A 14,916-nucleotide genomic window follows, 5' to 3' on the forward strand; every position below is an offset into this window, starting at 1 on the left:
ACAGACAGGAAGGTGAGCGATGAAACCCAATACAGATGAACAACCGCTCTATATCAAAGTCCATGAGCACGACAATGTTGCGATTGTGGTCAACAGCCTGGGTCTGCCAGCCGGCACGCAGTTTGCGGATGGCCTGACGCTCACTGAGCATGTGCCGCAGGGCCATAAAGTGGCGTTAAGCGCCATTAACCAGGGTGCGGAGATCGTGCGATATGGTGAAGTTATCGGCTATGCACTGCGGGATATTGCCCAGGGCAGCTGGATTGATGAATCTCTTGTCGCGCTGCCAGAAGCCCCTCCGCTGGAGAGCCTGCCGTTAGCCACGCAGGTTCCGCCTGATTTGCCACCGTTAGAAGGTTACACCTTTGAAGGTTACCGTAATGCGGATGGGAGTGTAGGCACGCGTAATCTGCTCGGCATCACCACCAGCGTCCATTGCGTGGCCGGTGTGGTGGATCATGTCGTGCAGATCATTGAACGGGATCTGCTGCCACGCTATCCGAATGTGGATGGCGTCGTCGCCCTGAACCATCTTTATGGCTGTGGTGTGGCGATCAACGCGCCTGCTGCGGTGGTGCCGATTCGCACCATTCATAACCTGGCACTGAATGCCAATTTCGGCGGCGAAGTGATGATCGTCAGTCTGGGTTGCGAAAAGTTGCAGCCTGAGCGCCTGCTGACCGGCACGCCTGACGTGCAGGCCATTTCACTGGACGACCATGACATCGTGCGTTTGCAGGATGAAAAGCTGGTGGGTTTCGGTGCGATGGTGAATGAGATTCTGCAGGTCGCAGAACGTCATCTTCAGCGGCTCAATGCGCGCCAGCGCGAAACCTGCTCCGCTGCAGAACTGATTGTGGGGATGCAGTGTGGAGGCAGCGATGCGTTCTCAGGCGTCACGGCGAATCCGGCGGTGGGCTTCGCCTCTGATCTGCTGGTGCGCTGCGGGGCGACCGTGATGTTCTCTGAAGTCACTGAAGTGCGTGATGCCATTCACCTGCTGACGCCACGGGTGATCAATCAGGAAGTTGGTAAGCGCTTACTGGAGGAGATGGCCTGGTATGACAATTACCTCGACCAGGGCCAGACCGATCGCAGCGCTAATCCCTCGCCAGGCAACAAAAAAGGCGGCCTGGCCAACGTAGTGGAAAAAGCTCTGGGATCGATCGCCAAATCGGGACGCAGTGCCATTGTCGAAGTGCTCTCGCCGGGTCAGCGGCCTACGCGGCGTGGATTAATTTATGCGGCGACGCCCGCCAGCGATTTTGTCTGCGGTACGCAGCAGCTGGCATCCGGTATCACTCTGCAGGTGTTCACTACCGGGCGCGGAACGCCTTACGGTCTGGCCGCGATTCCGGTGATCAAAATGGCGACGCGCAATGCGCTGGCAGAGCGCTGGCACGATCTGATGGACATCAATGCCGGAACGATTGCGACGGGTGAAGAAAGTATTGAGCAGGTGGGCTGGCGACTGTTTGAGTTGATTCTGGACATTGCCAGCGGCAGAAAGCAGACCTGGTCCGATCGCTGGGGTATCCGTAATCAGCTGGCAGTGTTTAACCCGGCGCCAGTCACCTGATATCGTCGCCAGTACAGGCCAGGCTTATTATTACCCTGCGAAGGCAGAGATAAGCCTGGCACCGCAATCAGAGCTGCGCGCCCCAGGCTTCAACCCATGGAGAGGTGACCGCTTCCGGCTCAGGGTTTTCAGTGGCATCAACCAGTAATACTTCGCCAACCCGCTGAGCGCCCTGCTCCTGCAGCAGCGCATCAAACGCTTTGCCCGCGCCACAGAAATGGTCATAACTGCTGTCACCCAGCGCAATCACGCCGTAGCGCAGCGCAGGCTGATGACCCAGCTTATCTTTGATCGCATGGAACAGACCGGAAATCGAATCGGGCAAATCACCCTGACCGGTGGTTGAGGTGACGATTAACGCCACATCGCCGGCACCGTTCTGCCAGTCTGCCAGCGTCGGATCATCAAACACAGTGACGCTGTGCCCCTGCTGTTGCAGTAACGGCTCCGCTTCTTCCGCCACCAGCAATGCATTGCCGTATACCGTACCTACAAAAATGCCAATCTTTGCCATCTGCTTTCTCCCTTATTCTGAAACGCTATCCTGTCCTGGCGCTGCGTCAAACTCAACCCGCGGCACCTCAGGAATCTGATCCTGCCAGCCAAACTGATTCATCAGATTCTGCCAGACGCCATCCAGTCCGGCGCGAATCAGCAATGGTTCACCGGTCACCGGATGGGTCAATGCCAGGCTGCTGGCGTGCAGCATCAGTCGGTTAGCGCCGAAATGTTCGGCGGCACCCCGGTTCTGACGCAGATCACCGTGTGCAGAATCACCAATAATCGGATGACGCAGGTGTGACATATGTCGACGCAGCTGGTGCTTGCGACCGGTTTTAGGGGCCATCTCTACAAGACTGTAGCGCGACGTGGGATAACGACCAATGCCGACCGGCATCTCAACGGTAGCCAGTGACTCATAATCGGTGACGGCGGGCTGTGCGGTGCGCGCTTCAGTGGCATGTTTATCGGCAATTTTATCCAGCTCTTCCACCAGCGGATAATCGAGCGTTCCACTGCTCTCCAGCCAGCCACGCACTACGGCGTGGTAGGTTTTCTGCATCTGGTGCTGTTCAAACTGCAGGGAAAGCAGACGTCCTACTTCACTCGAAAGCCCCATCAGCAGCACGCCTGACGTGGGTTTATCCAGTCGATGCGCGGTAAAGACATGCTGTCCGATCTGATCACGAACAGTCTGCATCACAAACACCGTTTCATGGCGATCCAGCCAGCTGCGATGAACCAGCCAGCCGCTAGGCTTGTTGACGGCCACCAGCCACTCATCCTGATAGAGTATCTCCAGCATCAGTGGGCAGCATCCTTCATCAAGGCATCCAGCTGACGCAGGGTCAGCAGCAGCGGCGCAATGCCGGGCTGGTCAGGTACCAGCGCCACTTCATAATAGGGGGCAACGGCAAAGTTTTGCGGCAGCGGATGTCCCGCGGCAATCAGGGCATGCATCCGCGGGACTAAGACCCACTGGAGCCACTGCAGCGGCTCCAGTGTATCCAGGCAAAAAGGTTCCTGGCTCTTAAGCGCGCCCTCGGCCGGAGAAGTGCTTTGCCAGAGATGGTGCTCACGCATCACCGCTTCCAGTTGCTCCAGCCGTTGCGTAATTAATTGTTCAGGCGTCATGCGCCACCTCCAGCGAGCAGTCAAAAATGGGCGGCAAGCATATCACTTGTTGGGACAGGCACAAAAAAAGGGAGCACTGTATAAACAGTGCTCCCGGTTCGTTTGCAGCTATCCTGCTACGTTTATGCTCCCTGCTCTTCCATGACAACTTGTCCAGTGCGAACTCCTGTCGCGCATCGTCCTGATGTATCCTTAGCCTCCTGGCCCACCGCCTCTTCTGAGGGGTTCTCATTCTCCATCCTGGAGGTGTCCCTTACTCAATCCTGAGCGATCCTGTTTCGTCCTGAAACCTTCACTGTGCCGTAAACTCCGTTACGTTCCTGCCTCATGGCTTACCATCATCCTGACGATATCTGTTTCCTGAGCATCCTGCAGTGAGAAACATTTTGACAGAAACCGTTACGCAAACAAGGTACTCAGAAGGGAACTTTACGAAATGTGCTGCAGATATTCAGATAAACGCCATTAAGTTTATGATTCACAATATTTTTACATTTCAGTTTTCCGAATATCTCATCTGTTATATGGCGATCTCTCACAGAAGATGTAAGAGATATCTCACAAGGTCAGCAGCCGATCACTGCAAATCAGTTGATAACCGGTTGTAATGACTTAAGAAATATCTCAAGACTTTCGGCTAATACCGCACGCTGTTTGCGGCCAGGCTGCTCCAGAATCACTTCACCACTGAGGTTAGAAAGCGAGATGATCTCCTCTTCTGAATCGGTTGTGGCAATAAACAGCGTAGGCGACTGCCTGAGGCGGCGCTGCATCACCAGATGACCAATCAGGTTCTCCTGTAACCGCAGGAAATCCTCTTCACTCCACACCTGCAACAGTGTCAGCTGATTCTCGCCAAAAGTGGCCTGCATATCCCCGGCAAACTGCGCGGTATAGAAATCTGTGACCGACGGCTGAAGCTGGATATCGACCGCCCGTTCAACAGCATCCAGCGTCGGTGGCAGACTAAAAGGCTGCGGCTGCCAGAGCACACGCTGATCGCGATCCTCAAGTGCGCAGGGCGAGGGAACGCCATAAAGATCGCTGCTGGCCGGCGCATGCCCCGCCTGCTGAAGCCAGTGCTGGCAGTATCGGGTGGTAAAGTCGCGCAACGCGGCGGCAGTTTGCTGCATCATTCATATTCTCACTTCTGATGGGTTACACTTAGCCACTTTGATTAATTTTGGTGGTAACCGCAATGACTACTCACGAACAGGATCAGGCACTCAGTAACCTGACGCTGGGCAAACCCACAGCCTATCACGATCAGTATGACAACAGCTTACTGCAGTCGGTGCCACGCAGTCTGAACCGTGAACCGCTGGGCCTGTTTCCCGACAGCCTGCCCTTTACCGGCAGCGATATCTGGACCCTGTATGAACTCTCGTGGCTCAACAGTAAAGGGCTACCCCAGGTTGCCGTCGGCGAAGTGGTGCTGGATGCACAGAGCCGCAATCTGATCGAGTCGAAAAGCTTTAAGCTTTACCTTAACAGTTTTAACCAGACCCGCTTTGCGGACTGGGGCGAGGTCCGTCAGACGCTGGAGCGGGATCTGAGCGCCTGTGCAGAAGGTGAAGTGCAGGTTGCGCTGTTCCGTCTGAGTGAAATTGAAGGTCAGCCTGTCGGTCATTTTGACGGTTGCTGTATTGATGAGCAAGATATTGCTATCGACGATTATCGCTTTAATGCCGACTATCTGGCTGATGCCGCAGGCAGCGAAATTGTTGAGGAGACGCTGGTCAGCCATCTGCTCAAGTCAAACTGCCTGATCACCAATCAGCCTGACTGGGGCTCGGTGATGATCCGCTACACAGGCCCGCGTATCGACCGTGAAGCGTTGCTGCGCTATCTGGTCTCATTCCGCCAGCATAACGAATTTCACGAGCAGTGCGTCGAGCGCATCTTTAATGATGTGATGCGTTTCTGTCATCCTGAAGCGCTGACCGTTTATGCACGCTACACCCGCCGTGGCGGACTGGATATTAACCCGTGGCGCACCAATGTGCCCTTCTCTCCCGGTTTTTCACGGCTGGTTCGTCAGTAGTTTGCGAGACTTCTCGCAGGCTGCGTGCTGTATGCGCAGTTTCGCTTGAGCTGTGCAGGCCGACAAGGCTACTCTGATGAAGGCGGCAATCTGCGGATTGCCGACCAGGGATTTTCGTCACTGCGGTTGCAGTGCCAACAGGCACCCAGGCGGGTGTAAAGGAGTTCATTTGATTACCCATATCAGTCCACTTGGCTCAATGGATCTGCTCTCGCAACTGGAAGTCGATATGCTCAAGCGCACAGCCAGCAGCGACCTCTACCAGCTGTTTCGCAATTGCTCTCTGGCAGTACTCAACTCCGGCAGCCAGACTGACAGCAGCCACGAACTGCTCTCCCGCTTTGAGAATTTTGATATCAACGTGCTGCGCCGTGAGCGCGGCGTCAAACTGGAACTGATTAATCCACCGGAAGAAGCGTTCGTAGATGGCCGCATCATCCGTTCCCTGCAGGCAAACCTGTTTGCGGTGCTGCGTGACATCCTGTTTGTCAGCGGCCAGCTCAACATGCCGGGCCGTTTCACGGCAGCCGAAGAGAACGATTCCGCCACGATCACCAACACCGTGTTTTCCATTTTGCGTAATGCACGGGCACTGCACATTGGCGAGTATCCCAACACCGTGGTGTGCTGGGGTGGACACTCGATCAACGCCGTTGAGTACCAGTATTGCCGCAATGTTGGTACGCAGTTGGGTCTGCGCGAGCTGAATATCTGTACCGGCTGCGGGCCGGGCGTGATGGAAGCGCCAATGAAAGGGGCCGCCGTTGGCCATGCCCAGCAGCGCTATCGTGACAGCCGTTTTATCGGCCTGACAGAGCCCTCAATCATTGCGGCTGAACCGCCGAATCCGCTGGTGAATGAGCTGATCATCATGCCAGATATCGAAAAACGTCTGGAAGCGTTTGTGCGTATCGCCCATGGCATCATTATTTTCCCGGGCGGGGTCGGCACGGCAGAAGAGCTGCTCTATCTGCTGGGCATTCTGATGAATCCGCAGAACAACGACCAGGTGCTGCCGCTGATTCTGACCGGACCAGAAGAGAGCGCCGATTATTTCCGTGTGCTGGATGATTTCATCGTCAACACGCTGGGTGAACAGGCGCGTAAGCATTATCAGATTATTATCGATGATGCGGCAGAAGTGGCGCGTCTGATGAAGAAAGCGATGCCGCAGGTTAAAGAGAATCGTCGCGAAACCGGCGATGCTTACAGCTTTAACTGGTCGATTCGCATTGAACCCGATCTGCAGGTGCCGTTCCTGCCCACCCATGAAAATATGGCTAACCTCAATCTCTACACGAATCAGCCTCCTGAGAAGCTGGCCGCCGACCTGCGCCGCGCCTTCTCAGGCATCGTCGCGGGTAACGTTAAAGAGATGGGCATCCGCGAAATCCGTGAGAAGGGACGCTTTAAACTGCATGGCGACCCCGACATCATGCACCGCATGGATGAACTGCTGCAGGGATTTGTTGCCCAGCAGCGCATGAAGCTGCCAGGCACCGCTTACATCCCCTGCTACGAAATTATCAAATAAACCAGGAGGCAGCCCCCGGGCTGCCCATACTCTCATGGCTTTTCATCTTGTTATTGTTGACGCATTGAATCTGATTCGCCGTCTGCATGCGGTACAAGGCTCCCCCTGTGTCGACGGCTGTGTGGCTGCGCTGCGCCAGGTACTGGGTCACGCTCGTCCGACCCATGCCGTGGCGGTGTTTGATGGCGAAGCGCGTCATCAGGGCTGGCGGCATCAGCTGCTTCCCGACTACAAAAGCGGTCGTCCGCCGATGCCAGACGATTTACAGGCAGAGATGCCGGCGTTACAGGAGGCTTTTCGCGCAGCAGGCGTAAGCTGCTGGATTGCGGGCGAGGATGAAGCGGATGATTTAGCGGCGACGCTGGCGGTTAAAATGGCCCAGGCCGGACATCAGGCCACCATTGTTTCCACTGACAAAGGCTACTGCCAGCTGCTGGCACCCGAGATCCGCATCCGCGACTACTTTCAGAAACGGTGGCTCGACCTGCCTTTTATCGAGGCAGAGTTTGGCGTGGCGCCACAGCGGTTACCTGACTACTGGGGATTATGCGGCATCAGCAGCAGTAAAATTCCGGGCATCACCGGCATCGGCCCTAAAAGCGCAAAGCAGCTGCTGACAACGTTTCAGACGCTTGAGGGGATCTACCAGCAACTGGACCAGGTGCCCGCCAAATGGCGGGAAAAACTCGCTGAAGGGCAGCATATGGCAGAGATTAGCCGTCAGGTGGCCACACTGAAAAAGGATCTGGTGTTGCAGGGAAATCTGAACACGCTGCGTTATACCGGCTGAGTGCAACGGCACTCAGCCAGTCGATTAGCGCTCGTCGCGACGGCCACCGGTCGCAGCCCACATACGACGTACATGAACCGTTACCTCTTCGCGGTCATGATAGAGCTGACGGGCACGAATCTGCACGTTGATGCCATTCTCATCAAAACGCTCCTGCATCATGGCCAGATTCTGCGTGACCTCCTCATAGCGCTTTTTCATCGGCAACTTAAGGTTGAAGATCGCTTCACGGCACCAGCCGTTGACCAGCCAGTCGGTCATCAGGTTAGCCACGCGAACCGGCTTCTCCACCATGTCACACACCAGCCAGCTGATGTTGGTGCGAGGCGGACGGAATTTAAATCCATCCGCTTTCTCGTGCATCACCTGGCCGGTATCCATCAGGCTCGGCGCCATCGGTCCGTTGTCTACCGCATAAACCATCATGCTGCGCTGGACCAGTTGATAGGTCCAGCCGCCCGGACAGGCTCCCAGATCTACCGCGTACATGCCGCTGGCTAAACGCTCATCCCACTCATCCGCAGGAATAAAGACGTGAAACGCCTCTTCCAGCTTAAGCGTCGAACGACTTGGCGCATCAGAAGGGAACTTAAGGCGTGGTATACCCATATAAAACGGCGAGCTGTTTTCCCGAATGGAGTAACCGACGTAACAGGTGCCAGGTGCGATGAAAAACACATGAACAACCGGGCGTTTCGGGCTTTCATAGTTCAGCAGGATGTTGCTTTCACGCATTGCTGAACGCAGCGGCACGGTGAACTTGCGGCAGAATTTAGTCAGCTCTTTGGCTTCGTTGGTGTCCGGCACTTCAACACGCAGTTCGCCACCCTTCTCTACCACGCCGGTCAGCATGCCGACAATCGGGGTGATGCGATCTTCCTGTGGCAGGTCACGCAGCATTTCGCCGACGACCAGCATCTGACGGGCAAAGATCAGCTCGTCAAATGGCAGCTCACGCGCCAGGCGATCAGCATCTTCGAACTGATAGCACTCAAACAACACGTAGCCAGAGTCATCTTTAACCCGTGGAAAGCCGTAGATTTCGCGTTCCGCGGCTTTGGCGCTGATTTCTGCCGCGCACTCTTTTTCAAAACCGGGGCGACAATAGAGTAAAACTTTATTCATGGCGTTCTGCCTTTCGTTTAAGACGCAAAGCGCCAATCAACATCAATACCCAACCGGCGAGGAAACAGACTCCACCCACAGGTGTGATAAAAACCCAAAACTTAAGATGTGACAGCGCCAGACAATAGAGGCTGCCACTAAATAGCACGGTGCCGAGCGCCATTAACGCACTGCTCCAGTAAAACCAGATATTGGCGCGACGTAACATCGCAGCGCCCAGCCCCATCACCGCTAAGGTATGATAAGCCTGATACTCCAGCCCGGTATGAATCCAGGCCATTTCAGCCGCGCCAAGCGACTGACTCAAAACGTGGGCACCAAATGCGCCAAAAGCCACCAGCAGAAATCCGCTGATAGCCGCAAAAACAAACATGGCACGACTGGACATGAACTGACCCTCAGGGTGCTTTTGCATCTGAATGCAAATAAATCAATACGTTATTGTTGATAGCGAAAGCGGAATTTTTCTTGTTCGGTTGCAGCTTTTTCCAGAATCCACTGTCGGAAGGCGGCTATTTTACCCAGTTCTGCCTGACTGTCATGACAAACCAGATAAAAAGCGTTTTTACTGACTAATACATCATTAAATGGGCAGATTAATCGTCCGGCTTCTATTTCACTCTGCGCCATAACATTGTTGGCCAGCGCCACGCCCTGACCATGAATAGCCGCCTGCAGAACCATGGCGCTGTGGCTGAAAATTGGCCCCTGCTGCACATTAATATGCTGCAGGCCCAGCTGGCGGATATAGGATTGCCAGTCGCGGCGGGAGGCATCATGCAGCAGGGTAAAACGCGACAGATCCATTGGCGTTTTCAGCGGATTATCCCCGGCCATCAGCGACGGCGAACAGACCGGTAACAGATATTCGGCATAAAGTTTTTCCACCCGCAGTCCGGGCCAGTTGCCCCGTCCGTAAAAAATCGCTACATCGACATCGTCTGCCAGTTTCTCTTCGTCACGGTCCACCGCCTGGATGCGCACATCAATTCCCGGATAAGCCATATTAAAGCTGGAGAGGCGGGGAACCAGCCACTGAATGGCAAAGCTCGGCAGTAAACTGACCGTCAGCGCCCCCTTGGCACTGCGCGCCTGCAATTTGCGGGTCGCTTCGTTTATCGCCGAGAAAATCTCTTTGATGTCGAGATAGTAGCTTTGTCCTTCCTCGGTCAGTAACAGCGAACGATTCCTCCGGCGAAACAGCTTTAACCCCAGAAAATCTTCCAGAGATTTTATCTGATGGCTTACAGCAGCCTGGGTGACAAACAGCTCTTCAGCCGCTTTGGTAAAGCTTAAATGGCGTGCAGCTGCATCAAAAACACGCAGTGCGTTAAGAGGAGGAAGGCGTTTCGACATGGTTTTCCGTATCCGGATCGGCGAAAAATACGCAGGCTAATACAAAGCGTTTACGTATTAGAATTTTTAATCCGAGGCATTATAATTTGTCCGTTGAGGAACCTCCAGCAAATACCTATAGTTGCCGCACTTCCTGAGCCGGAACGAAAAGTTTTTAGATTTGTGAGTGAGTTCGCAGATTTTCTGAAAGCTTTTGGCTTGTGGTCGTGATGTTGTGTTTGCAAATTTTTGATCCGACGATTGCGGATCGAGCGCTTAATTCCTGTAGATTTACCCTGTCTGTCCATAGTGATTTTTAAATAGCACCGCAAATTGCGGTGCTTTTTTTTTGCTGCTTACTTTGACTCGACCATTTCTTTGACGTCTGAGCGGTTAATCTGCTGCTCGTTGCCATTCGCATCTTTATAGCTGATCATGCCGGTATCATTATCAACTTTAGGCTTGCCGGCAGCCACGATAGTGCGGCCATCGTTGGTATGCATCACATAATTGCTTGAACAGGCACTCAGGGTAAAAGCAAGAGTACACACGGCCAGAACTGCGGTAAGTTTTTTCATCTGCTATCTCCTTGTAGATTGATTGCATCAAACCACCCGCGCTACGCTAACCAGAGGCAGCCGATAAGTGAGATCGACTATTAAGCGTCCACTCGTTATGCGGGTTTGGTTCAAACCTTGCAATATTCAGCATAACGCGCTTTTCCAGCTTTGCCAGACGCAGACCATTCTTTCAGTGTGGTCCTAATTTTTCTTATCATGGACCCGGCATGATCCCATTTAACCCTAGTGACTTTCGCCAGCAGTTTCCCGCGCTCGCCGATGCCGGCGTTTATCTCGATAGCGCCGCGACCACGCTGAAGCCGCAGGCCGTCATTGACAGTACACAGCAGTTTTACAGCCTCAGTGCAGGGACGGTTCATCGCAGCCAGTTTGCCGCTGCGCAGGCCTTAACCGATCGTTATGAACAGGCGCGTCATCAGGTTGCCCGCTGGCTGAATGCCGCAGACGATCGTGAGATTGTCTGGACGCGCGGCACCACCGAAGCGATAAACCTGGTGGCGAACAGCTGGCTGCGCCCGCGCCTGCAGCCCGGTGATGAGATTGTGGTGAGTGAGGCTGAACACCACGCCAACCTGGTCCCCTGGCTGATGGCTGCACAGGCATGCGGTGCCCACGTCATAAAATGGCCGTTAGGGCCAGATCGCCTGCCCGATATCAGCCTGTTACCCAATCTGCTCAACAACCGTACCCGCCTGCTGGCTATAGGTCAGATGTCGAACGTCACCGGAGGGTGTCCCGATCTCGCCAGAGCGATTCCGCTGGCACACGCCGTGGGCGCGAAAGTGATGGTCGATGGCGCGCAGGGGGTGGTGCATTGCCCGCCTGACGTACAGGCGCTGGATATCGACTTTTACGCTTTTTCCGGCCATAAGATTTACGGCCCGATGGGCATTGGCGCGTTATATGGCAAAGCGGACCTGCTGGAAGCGATGGCACCCTGGCAGGGTGGCGGAAAAATGATAACGGATGTCGATTTCAGTGGCTTCACACCACAGCCAGTGCCCTGGCGTTTTGAGGCAGGTACTCCGAATGTGGCGGGCGTAGTGGGCCTGAGTGCAGCACTGAGCTGGCTGGCGCAGTACGATATGGCCGACGCGGAGCGCTGGAGTCAGCATCTGGCGACACTGGCGGAGGAGCAGCTGGCAGAATTGCCTAGCTTCCGCAGCTTCCGCAGTGGCAACGCCAGCCTGCTGGCCTTTGAATTTGCTGGCCTGCATCACAGCGATCTGGTGACGCTGCTGGCTGAGCAGGGAATCGCCCTGCGTGCTGGCCAGCATTGTGCGCAGCCGTTGCTGGCAGCGCTGGGCGTCAGCGGCACGCTGCGGGCTTCTTTTGCACCCTATAATAGTTTGCAGGATGTTGATGCGCTGGTGTGCGCCATGAAAGGTGCCATCTCGCTGTTATCGGAGTTTTGATTATGTGTTCATCGCTGTTAGCGCCACACCCGTTTGGCGAACAGATTACCGTTGCCAGCCTGAAAGAGAGCTTTGGCCGCTTTCATCAATGGGAGGATCGTTATCGTCAGCTGATTCAGCTGAGCCGACAGTTACCTGCGTTGCCGGAGGAACTGAAAACCGCAGAAATTGAACTCAGCGGGTGTGAGAATCGGGTCTGGCTGGGCTGCCAGTTATGCGAGGATGACACGCTGCATTTCTATGGTGACAGTGAAGGACGGATTGTGCGCGGCCTGCTGGCCGTGCTGCTGACTGCGGTTGAGGGCCAGACGCCACAACAGTTACTGGCCAGCGATCCCTTAACGCTGTTTGATGAACTGGGCCTGCGCGCCCAGCTCAGCGCTTCCCGCAGCAGCGGCCTGCAGGCGCTGGCTACCGCCGTGGAGCATGCCGCGCGTCAGGCGCTGACAGCGTCCTGACGAACAGCGCGCGCCAGAAACTTCTTCAGCGCATGTGAAACGGCAACAAAGCCGAACGTAGCGGTAACCATGGTTGCCGCACCAAAGCCGGATGTGCAATCCATTCGCTTCGGACCTTCCGCCGTGCTGCGTGAAGCACAGACGCTGCCATCTGCCTGCGGATAAACCAGCGCTTCAGTTGAAAAAACACAGTCGATGCCGAGTTTACCTTTGCTGTTTTTCACCACGCCCAGGCTTTTCAATCGTTCGCGCAGCTTCGCCGCCAGTGGATCCTGAATGGTTTTCGCCAGATCGGCGACCTGGATTTGCGTCGGATCAATCTGCCCGCCCGCACCACCGGTGGTGATTAACGGGATTTTATTCCGGCGACACCAGGCAATCAGCGCCGCTTTAGGCCGCACGCTGTCGATAGCGTCGATCACGTAGTCAAAACCGGCAGCCATCAGTTCAGCAGTGTTCTCCGGCGTAATAAAGTCATCTATGCAGATCACTTCGCAGTCCGGATTAATCGCACGCAGCCGCTCTGCCATCACGTCCGTTTTGGCTTTGCCCACGTTGCCCTGCAGCGCATGAAGCTGTCGGTTGGTGTTGGTGATACAGACATCATCCATATCAATCAGGGTGATTTTACCAATCCCGGTGCGCACCAGTGCTTCCGCCGCCCAGGAACCGACGCCGCCAATACCGATGACGCAGAAGTGTGCGTCAGCAAAACGTTGCAGCGCATTCTGACCATAGAGACGCGCCGTGCCGCCAAAGCGCTGATGCCAGGCGTCGTTTAACACTTTCATAGTTGAACCTGTTACGTCGTGCGGGCCCGAAGGCCCGCAGAGAAGAAATTAGTTAGAGCCAAGAAGCAGTGAACCATTATTACCGTTTTGCGCACTGGAGAACAGCGGCTGTCCGGCACCCGGTGCAGCTTTGAGTACCCAGACGCGGCCATAGTGATTATAGAAGCCGGCGAGATGCGCGGCGTCCGGGCCGATACCCTGATAGATATCAAAGTGCTGGCCTTTAATCGCGCCACCCACGTCGAGTGCGACCATCAGGCGCATCTCATATTTGCCGTTGAATTTGCCCTTCTCATTTAACTGCGGCACTTCAGCCAGCAGTACGGTGCCCGCCGGAATAATTGAGCGGTCAGAGGCAACCGAGGCTTTTGCTACCAGCGGAACGGCGCTGGCTCCACGCACCGGCGTAAACGGTTCAGCTTTAAAGAAGACAAAGGATGGGTTGGTTTCCAGCAGTGCGCGAACTTCCTGCGGTGAGTGCTCCTGCGCCCACTGGCGAATCGCCTGCATCGACATATCTTCGCGTTTCACTTCGCCGCGATCGATCAGCTCTTTACCAATACTGTGGTAGCCCCAGCCATTTTTACCGGCATAACCAAAGAAGGTCATCGGGCGGCCATCGCCAAAGTCGACATAACCACTGCCCTGCACATCCATCATGAAGTTATCAATCAGCGAGTTGCTGTAGGCAATGACATAGCGGTCATCGAGTCCGCCACTATAGATAGAAGCGCGGCTCGGTAATTTTTCTCCGCGTTTGCGCGGCGGCATGCGGTAGATCGGATACTGGAACTCACCCTGACGGGTGTAGCGCGCTTCCACGACCGGCGTGTAGTAACCCGTGAACTGCACGTTACCGTAGTTGTCCGTGCCCTCCATCTGCCAGGCGTTCAGGCCATACTGACGAAGCTGTCGGGTATCGGCTCCCGCCATCAGCCAGCTTTCAATTGCACTATAGGTGCCGTTCTGACGACTATAAAGGGCAGATGAGGCGGACTGAATCTGGCGCACCTGATCGCCAAAGTCTTTACCATTAACTGGCGCACCTTTGGCATTGGGCTGATTTACCAGCGCCAGCGGCTGTTCCAGTTTGCCATCTTTATATTGCTGACCGCGATCGGTCGGTTTAGAGCTACAGGCCGCCAGCAGCGTAATTAACGCGCCAGTGAGTGCATACTTCACCCAATGTGATTTCATTATCTTCTCTTTTTATAACTGTTCGCCCCGCGACGATAGCAAAGCCCCCGACAGAATGAAATGCATCCGCTTTGACCTGGTGCATATCAGTTCAATAATTAATCAGATGGTTGAATCCTTCAGCAACTGGCTGTTAATTTGGCTTTTATCTTCAAAAAGGGGTTGCATGAATTAGCGCGGAGAGTATAGTGCGCTTCCACGGACGCGGGGTGGAGCAGCCTGGTAGCTCGTCGGGCTCATAACCCGAAGGTCGTCGGTTCAAATCCGGCCCCCGCAACCAATACTTCTGCAGCAGTTTTACAGAAGTCACAGTGTGAGAAGTAAAAGTAATAGAAGCAATACGGACGCGGGGTGGAGCAGCCTGGTAGCTCGTCGGGCTCATAACCCGAAGGTCGTCGGTTCAAATCCGGCCCCCGCAACCAATACTTCTGC

At 55.0% G+C, this 14,916-nt stretch carries 16 protein-coding genes and 2 tRNA genes; 8 read left to right on the top strand and 10 right to left on the bottom strand.

Annotated features, from left to right (window positions below):
- The first annotated feature begins 19 nt into the window (after positions 1–19).
- Positions 20–1,579, top strand: coding sequence for a galactarate dehydratase (garD, locus tag P2R09_RS19895; protein WP_275772246.1), 1,560 nt, complete (start codon positions 20–22; stop codon positions 1,577–1,579).
- A gap of 67 nt (positions 1,580–1,646) precedes the next feature.
- Here the strand turns inward: garD and P2R09_RS19900 are convergent, their stop codons facing one another.
- The 4 genes from P2R09_RS19900 to syd form a co-directional block, all read right to left on the bottom strand.
- Positions 1,647–2,093: a flavodoxin gene (locus P2R09_RS19900; RefSeq protein ID WP_033763211.1), complete on the bottom strand. Its 447-nt coding sequence runs from the start codon at positions 2,091–2,093 to the stop codon at positions 1,647–1,649.
- Positions 2,094–2,105: 12 nt separating this feature from the next.
- Positions 2,106–2,885, bottom strand: coding sequence for a tRNA pseudouridine(65) synthase TruC (gene truC / locus P2R09_RS19905; RefSeq protein WP_275772250.1), 780 nt, complete (start codon positions 2,883–2,885; stop codon positions 2,106–2,108).
- The gene (locus tag P2R09_RS19910) at positions 2,885–3,214 is read right to left on the bottom strand and encodes a YqcC family protein (RefSeq protein WP_275772252.1); all 330 of its coding nucleotides are present in this window, start codon (positions 3,212–3,214) and stop codon (positions 2,885–2,887) included. Before P2R09_RS19910 ends, truC begins: the two co-directional genes overlap by 1 nt.
- Before the next feature lie 587 nt (positions 3,215–3,801).
- The gene (gene syd, locus P2R09_RS19915; RefSeq protein ID WP_110411046.1) at positions 3,802–4,350 is read right to left on the bottom strand and encodes a SecY-interacting protein; all 549 of its coding nucleotides are present in this window, start codon (positions 4,348–4,350) and stop codon (positions 3,802–3,804) included.
- A 62-nt stretch (positions 4,351–4,412) separates the two neighbouring features.
- On the opposite strand from syd, the gene queF reads away from it, so the two are divergent.
- The 3 genes from queF (at position 4,413) to xni (ending at position 7,582) form a co-directional block, all read left to right on the top strand.
- Positions 4,413–5,258: an NADPH-dependent 7-cyano-7-deazaguanine reductase QueF gene (gene queF / locus P2R09_RS19920; RefSeq protein ID WP_003854628.1), complete on the top strand. Its 846-nt coding sequence runs from the start codon at positions 4,413–4,415 to the stop codon at positions 5,256–5,258.
- A 169-nt stretch (positions 5,259–5,427) separates the two neighbouring features.
- A complete protein-coding gene (gene ppnN / locus P2R09_RS19925; protein ID WP_003854629.1) occupies positions 5,428–6,792 on the top strand; it encodes a nucleotide 5'-monophosphate nucleosidase PpnN in 1,365 nt (454 codons plus the stop codon).
- 34 nt (positions 6,793–6,826) lie between these two features.
- The gene (gene xni / locus P2R09_RS19930; RefSeq protein WP_275772255.1) at positions 6,827–7,582 is read left to right on the top strand and encodes a flap endonuclease Xni; all 756 of its coding nucleotides are present in this window, start codon (positions 6,827–6,829) and stop codon (positions 7,580–7,582) included.
- A gap of 24 nt (positions 7,583–7,606) precedes the next feature.
- On the opposite strand, the gene rlmM is transcribed toward xni, so the two are convergent.
- The 4 genes from rlmM to P2R09_RS19950 form a co-directional block, all read right to left on the bottom strand.
- Positions 7,607–8,707, bottom strand: a complete 1,101-nt coding sequence (gene rlmM, locus P2R09_RS19935) for a 23S rRNA (cytidine(2498)-2'-O)-methyltransferase RlmM (RefSeq protein WP_275772257.1) — start codon at positions 8,705–8,707, stop codon at positions 7,607–7,609.
- Positions 8,700–9,095: a DUF423 domain-containing protein gene (locus tag P2R09_RS19940; RefSeq protein WP_003854633.1), complete on the bottom strand. Its 396-nt coding sequence runs from the start codon at positions 9,093–9,095 to the stop codon at positions 8,700–8,702. The genes rlmM and P2R09_RS19940 overlap by 8 nt, the downstream gene beginning before the upstream one ends.
- Positions 9,096–9,145: 50 nt before the next feature.
- Positions 9,146–10,063, bottom strand: coding sequence for a transcriptional regulator GcvA (locus tag P2R09_RS19945; protein ID WP_275772258.1), 918 nt, complete (start codon positions 10,061–10,063; stop codon positions 9,146–9,148).
- A gap of 335 nt (positions 10,064–10,398) precedes the next feature.
- Positions 10,399–10,620 (bottom strand): YgdI/YgdR family lipoprotein, encoded by a 222-nt coding sequence (locus P2R09_RS19950; RefSeq protein ID WP_003854643.1) that lies wholly within the window; start codon positions 10,618–10,620, stop codon positions 10,399–10,401.
- 209 nt (positions 10,621–10,829) lie between these two features.
- Between P2R09_RS19950 and csdA the strand changes: the two genes are divergently transcribed.
- On the top strand, positions 10,830–12,038 hold the full coding sequence (csdA, locus tag P2R09_RS19955) for a cysteine desulfurase CsdA (protein ID WP_275772261.1): 1,209 nt from the start codon (positions 10,830–10,832) through the stop codon (positions 12,036–12,038).
- Between the two features lie 2 nt (positions 12,039–12,040).
- Positions 12,041–12,496, top strand: coding sequence for a cysteine desulfurase sulfur acceptor subunit CsdE (csdE, locus tag P2R09_RS19960; RefSeq protein WP_275772263.1), 456 nt, complete (start codon positions 12,041–12,043; stop codon positions 12,494–12,496).
- Here the strand turns inward: csdE and tcdA are convergent.
- Both tcdA and mltA read right to left on the bottom strand, forming a co-directional pair.
- Positions 12,475–13,287 carry a tRNA cyclic N6-threonylcarbamoyladenosine(37) synthase TcdA gene (gene tcdA, locus P2R09_RS19965; protein WP_003854645.1) on the bottom strand — a complete coding sequence of 271 codons (813 nt, stop codon included), beginning with the start codon at positions 13,285–13,287 and terminating at the stop codon, positions 12,475–12,477. The two genes, csdE and tcdA, sit on opposite strands and share 22 nt — an antisense overlap.
- Before the next feature lie 48 nt (positions 13,288–13,335).
- Positions 13,336–14,484: a murein transglycosylase A gene (gene mltA / locus P2R09_RS19970; RefSeq protein WP_275772265.1), complete on the bottom strand. Its 1,149-nt coding sequence runs from the start codon at positions 14,482–14,484 to the stop codon at positions 13,336–13,338.
- A gap of 203 nt (positions 14,485–14,687) precedes the next feature.
- Between mltA and P2R09_RS19975 the strand changes: the two genes are divergently transcribed.
- Together P2R09_RS19975 and P2R09_RS19980 are read left to right on the top strand one after the other, a co-directional pair.
- Positions 14,688–14,764: transfer RNA gene (locus tag P2R09_RS19975), tRNA-Met, on the top strand.
- Positions 14,765–14,829: 65 nt separating this feature from the next.
- Positions 14,830–14,906, top strand: a tRNA-Met gene (locus P2R09_RS19980).
- Positions 14,907–14,916: the final 10 nt, after the last annotated feature.

The sequence above is a fragment of the Pantoea sp. Cr_R13 genome (assembly GCF_029222565.1).
Classification (GTDB): domain Bacteria; phylum Pseudomonadota; class Gammaproteobacteria; order Enterobacterales; family Enterobacteriaceae; genus Pantoea; species Pantoea eucalypti.

Excerpts from the sequence above, each read along its gene's own strand:
- garD (WP_275772246.1), top strand. The coding sequence starts at position 20 with ATGAAACCCAATACAGATGAACAACCGCTCTATATCAAAGTCCATGAG.
- P2R09_RS19900 (WP_033763211.1), bottom strand. The coding sequence starts at position 2,093 with ATGGCAAAGATTGGCATTTTTGTAGGTACGGTATACGGCAATGCATTG.
- truC (WP_275772250.1), bottom strand. The coding sequence starts at position 2,885 with ATGCTGGAGATACTCTATCAGGATGAGTGGCTGGTGGCCGTCAACAAG.
- P2R09_RS19910 (WP_275772252.1), bottom strand. The coding sequence starts at position 3,214 with ATGACGCCTGAACAATTAATTACGCAACGGCTGGAGCAACTGGAAGCG.
- syd (WP_110411046.1), bottom strand. The coding sequence starts at position 4,350 with ATGATGCAGCAAACTGCCGCCGCGTTGCGCGACTTTACCACCCGATAC.
- queF (WP_003854628.1), top strand. The coding sequence starts at position 4,413 with ATGACTACTCACGAACAGGATCAGGCACTCAGTAACCTGACGCTGGGC.
- xni (WP_275772255.1), top strand. The coding sequence starts at position 6,827 with ATGGCTTTTCATCTTGTTATTGTTGACGCATTGAATCTGATTCGCCGT.
- rlmM (WP_275772257.1), bottom strand. The coding sequence starts at position 8,707 with ATGAATAAAGTTTTACTCTATTGTCGCCCCGGTTTTGAAAAAGAGTGC.
- P2R09_RS19940 (WP_003854633.1), bottom strand. The coding sequence starts at position 9,095 with ATGTCCAGTCGTGCCATGTTTGTTTTTGCGGCTATCAGCGGATTTCTG.
- P2R09_RS19945 (WP_275772258.1), bottom strand. The coding sequence starts at position 10,063 with ATGTCGAAACGCCTTCCTCCTCTTAACGCACTGCGTGTTTTTGATGCA.
- P2R09_RS19950 (WP_003854643.1), bottom strand. The coding sequence starts at position 10,620 with ATGAAAAAACTTACCGCAGTTCTGGCCGTGTGTACTCTTGCTTTTACC.
- csdA (WP_275772261.1), top strand. The coding sequence starts at position 10,830 with ATGATCCCATTTAACCCTAGTGACTTTCGCCAGCAGTTTCCCGCGCTC.
- csdE (WP_275772263.1), top strand. The coding sequence starts at position 12,041 with ATGTGTTCATCGCTGTTAGCGCCACACCCGTTTGGCGAACAGATTACC.
- tcdA (WP_003854645.1), bottom strand. The coding sequence starts at position 13,287 with ATGAAAGTGTTAAACGACGCCTGGCATCAGCGCTTTGGCGGCACGGCG.
- mltA (WP_275772265.1), bottom strand. The coding sequence starts at position 14,484 with ATGAAATCACATTGGGTGAAGTATGCACTCACTGGCGCGTTAATTACG.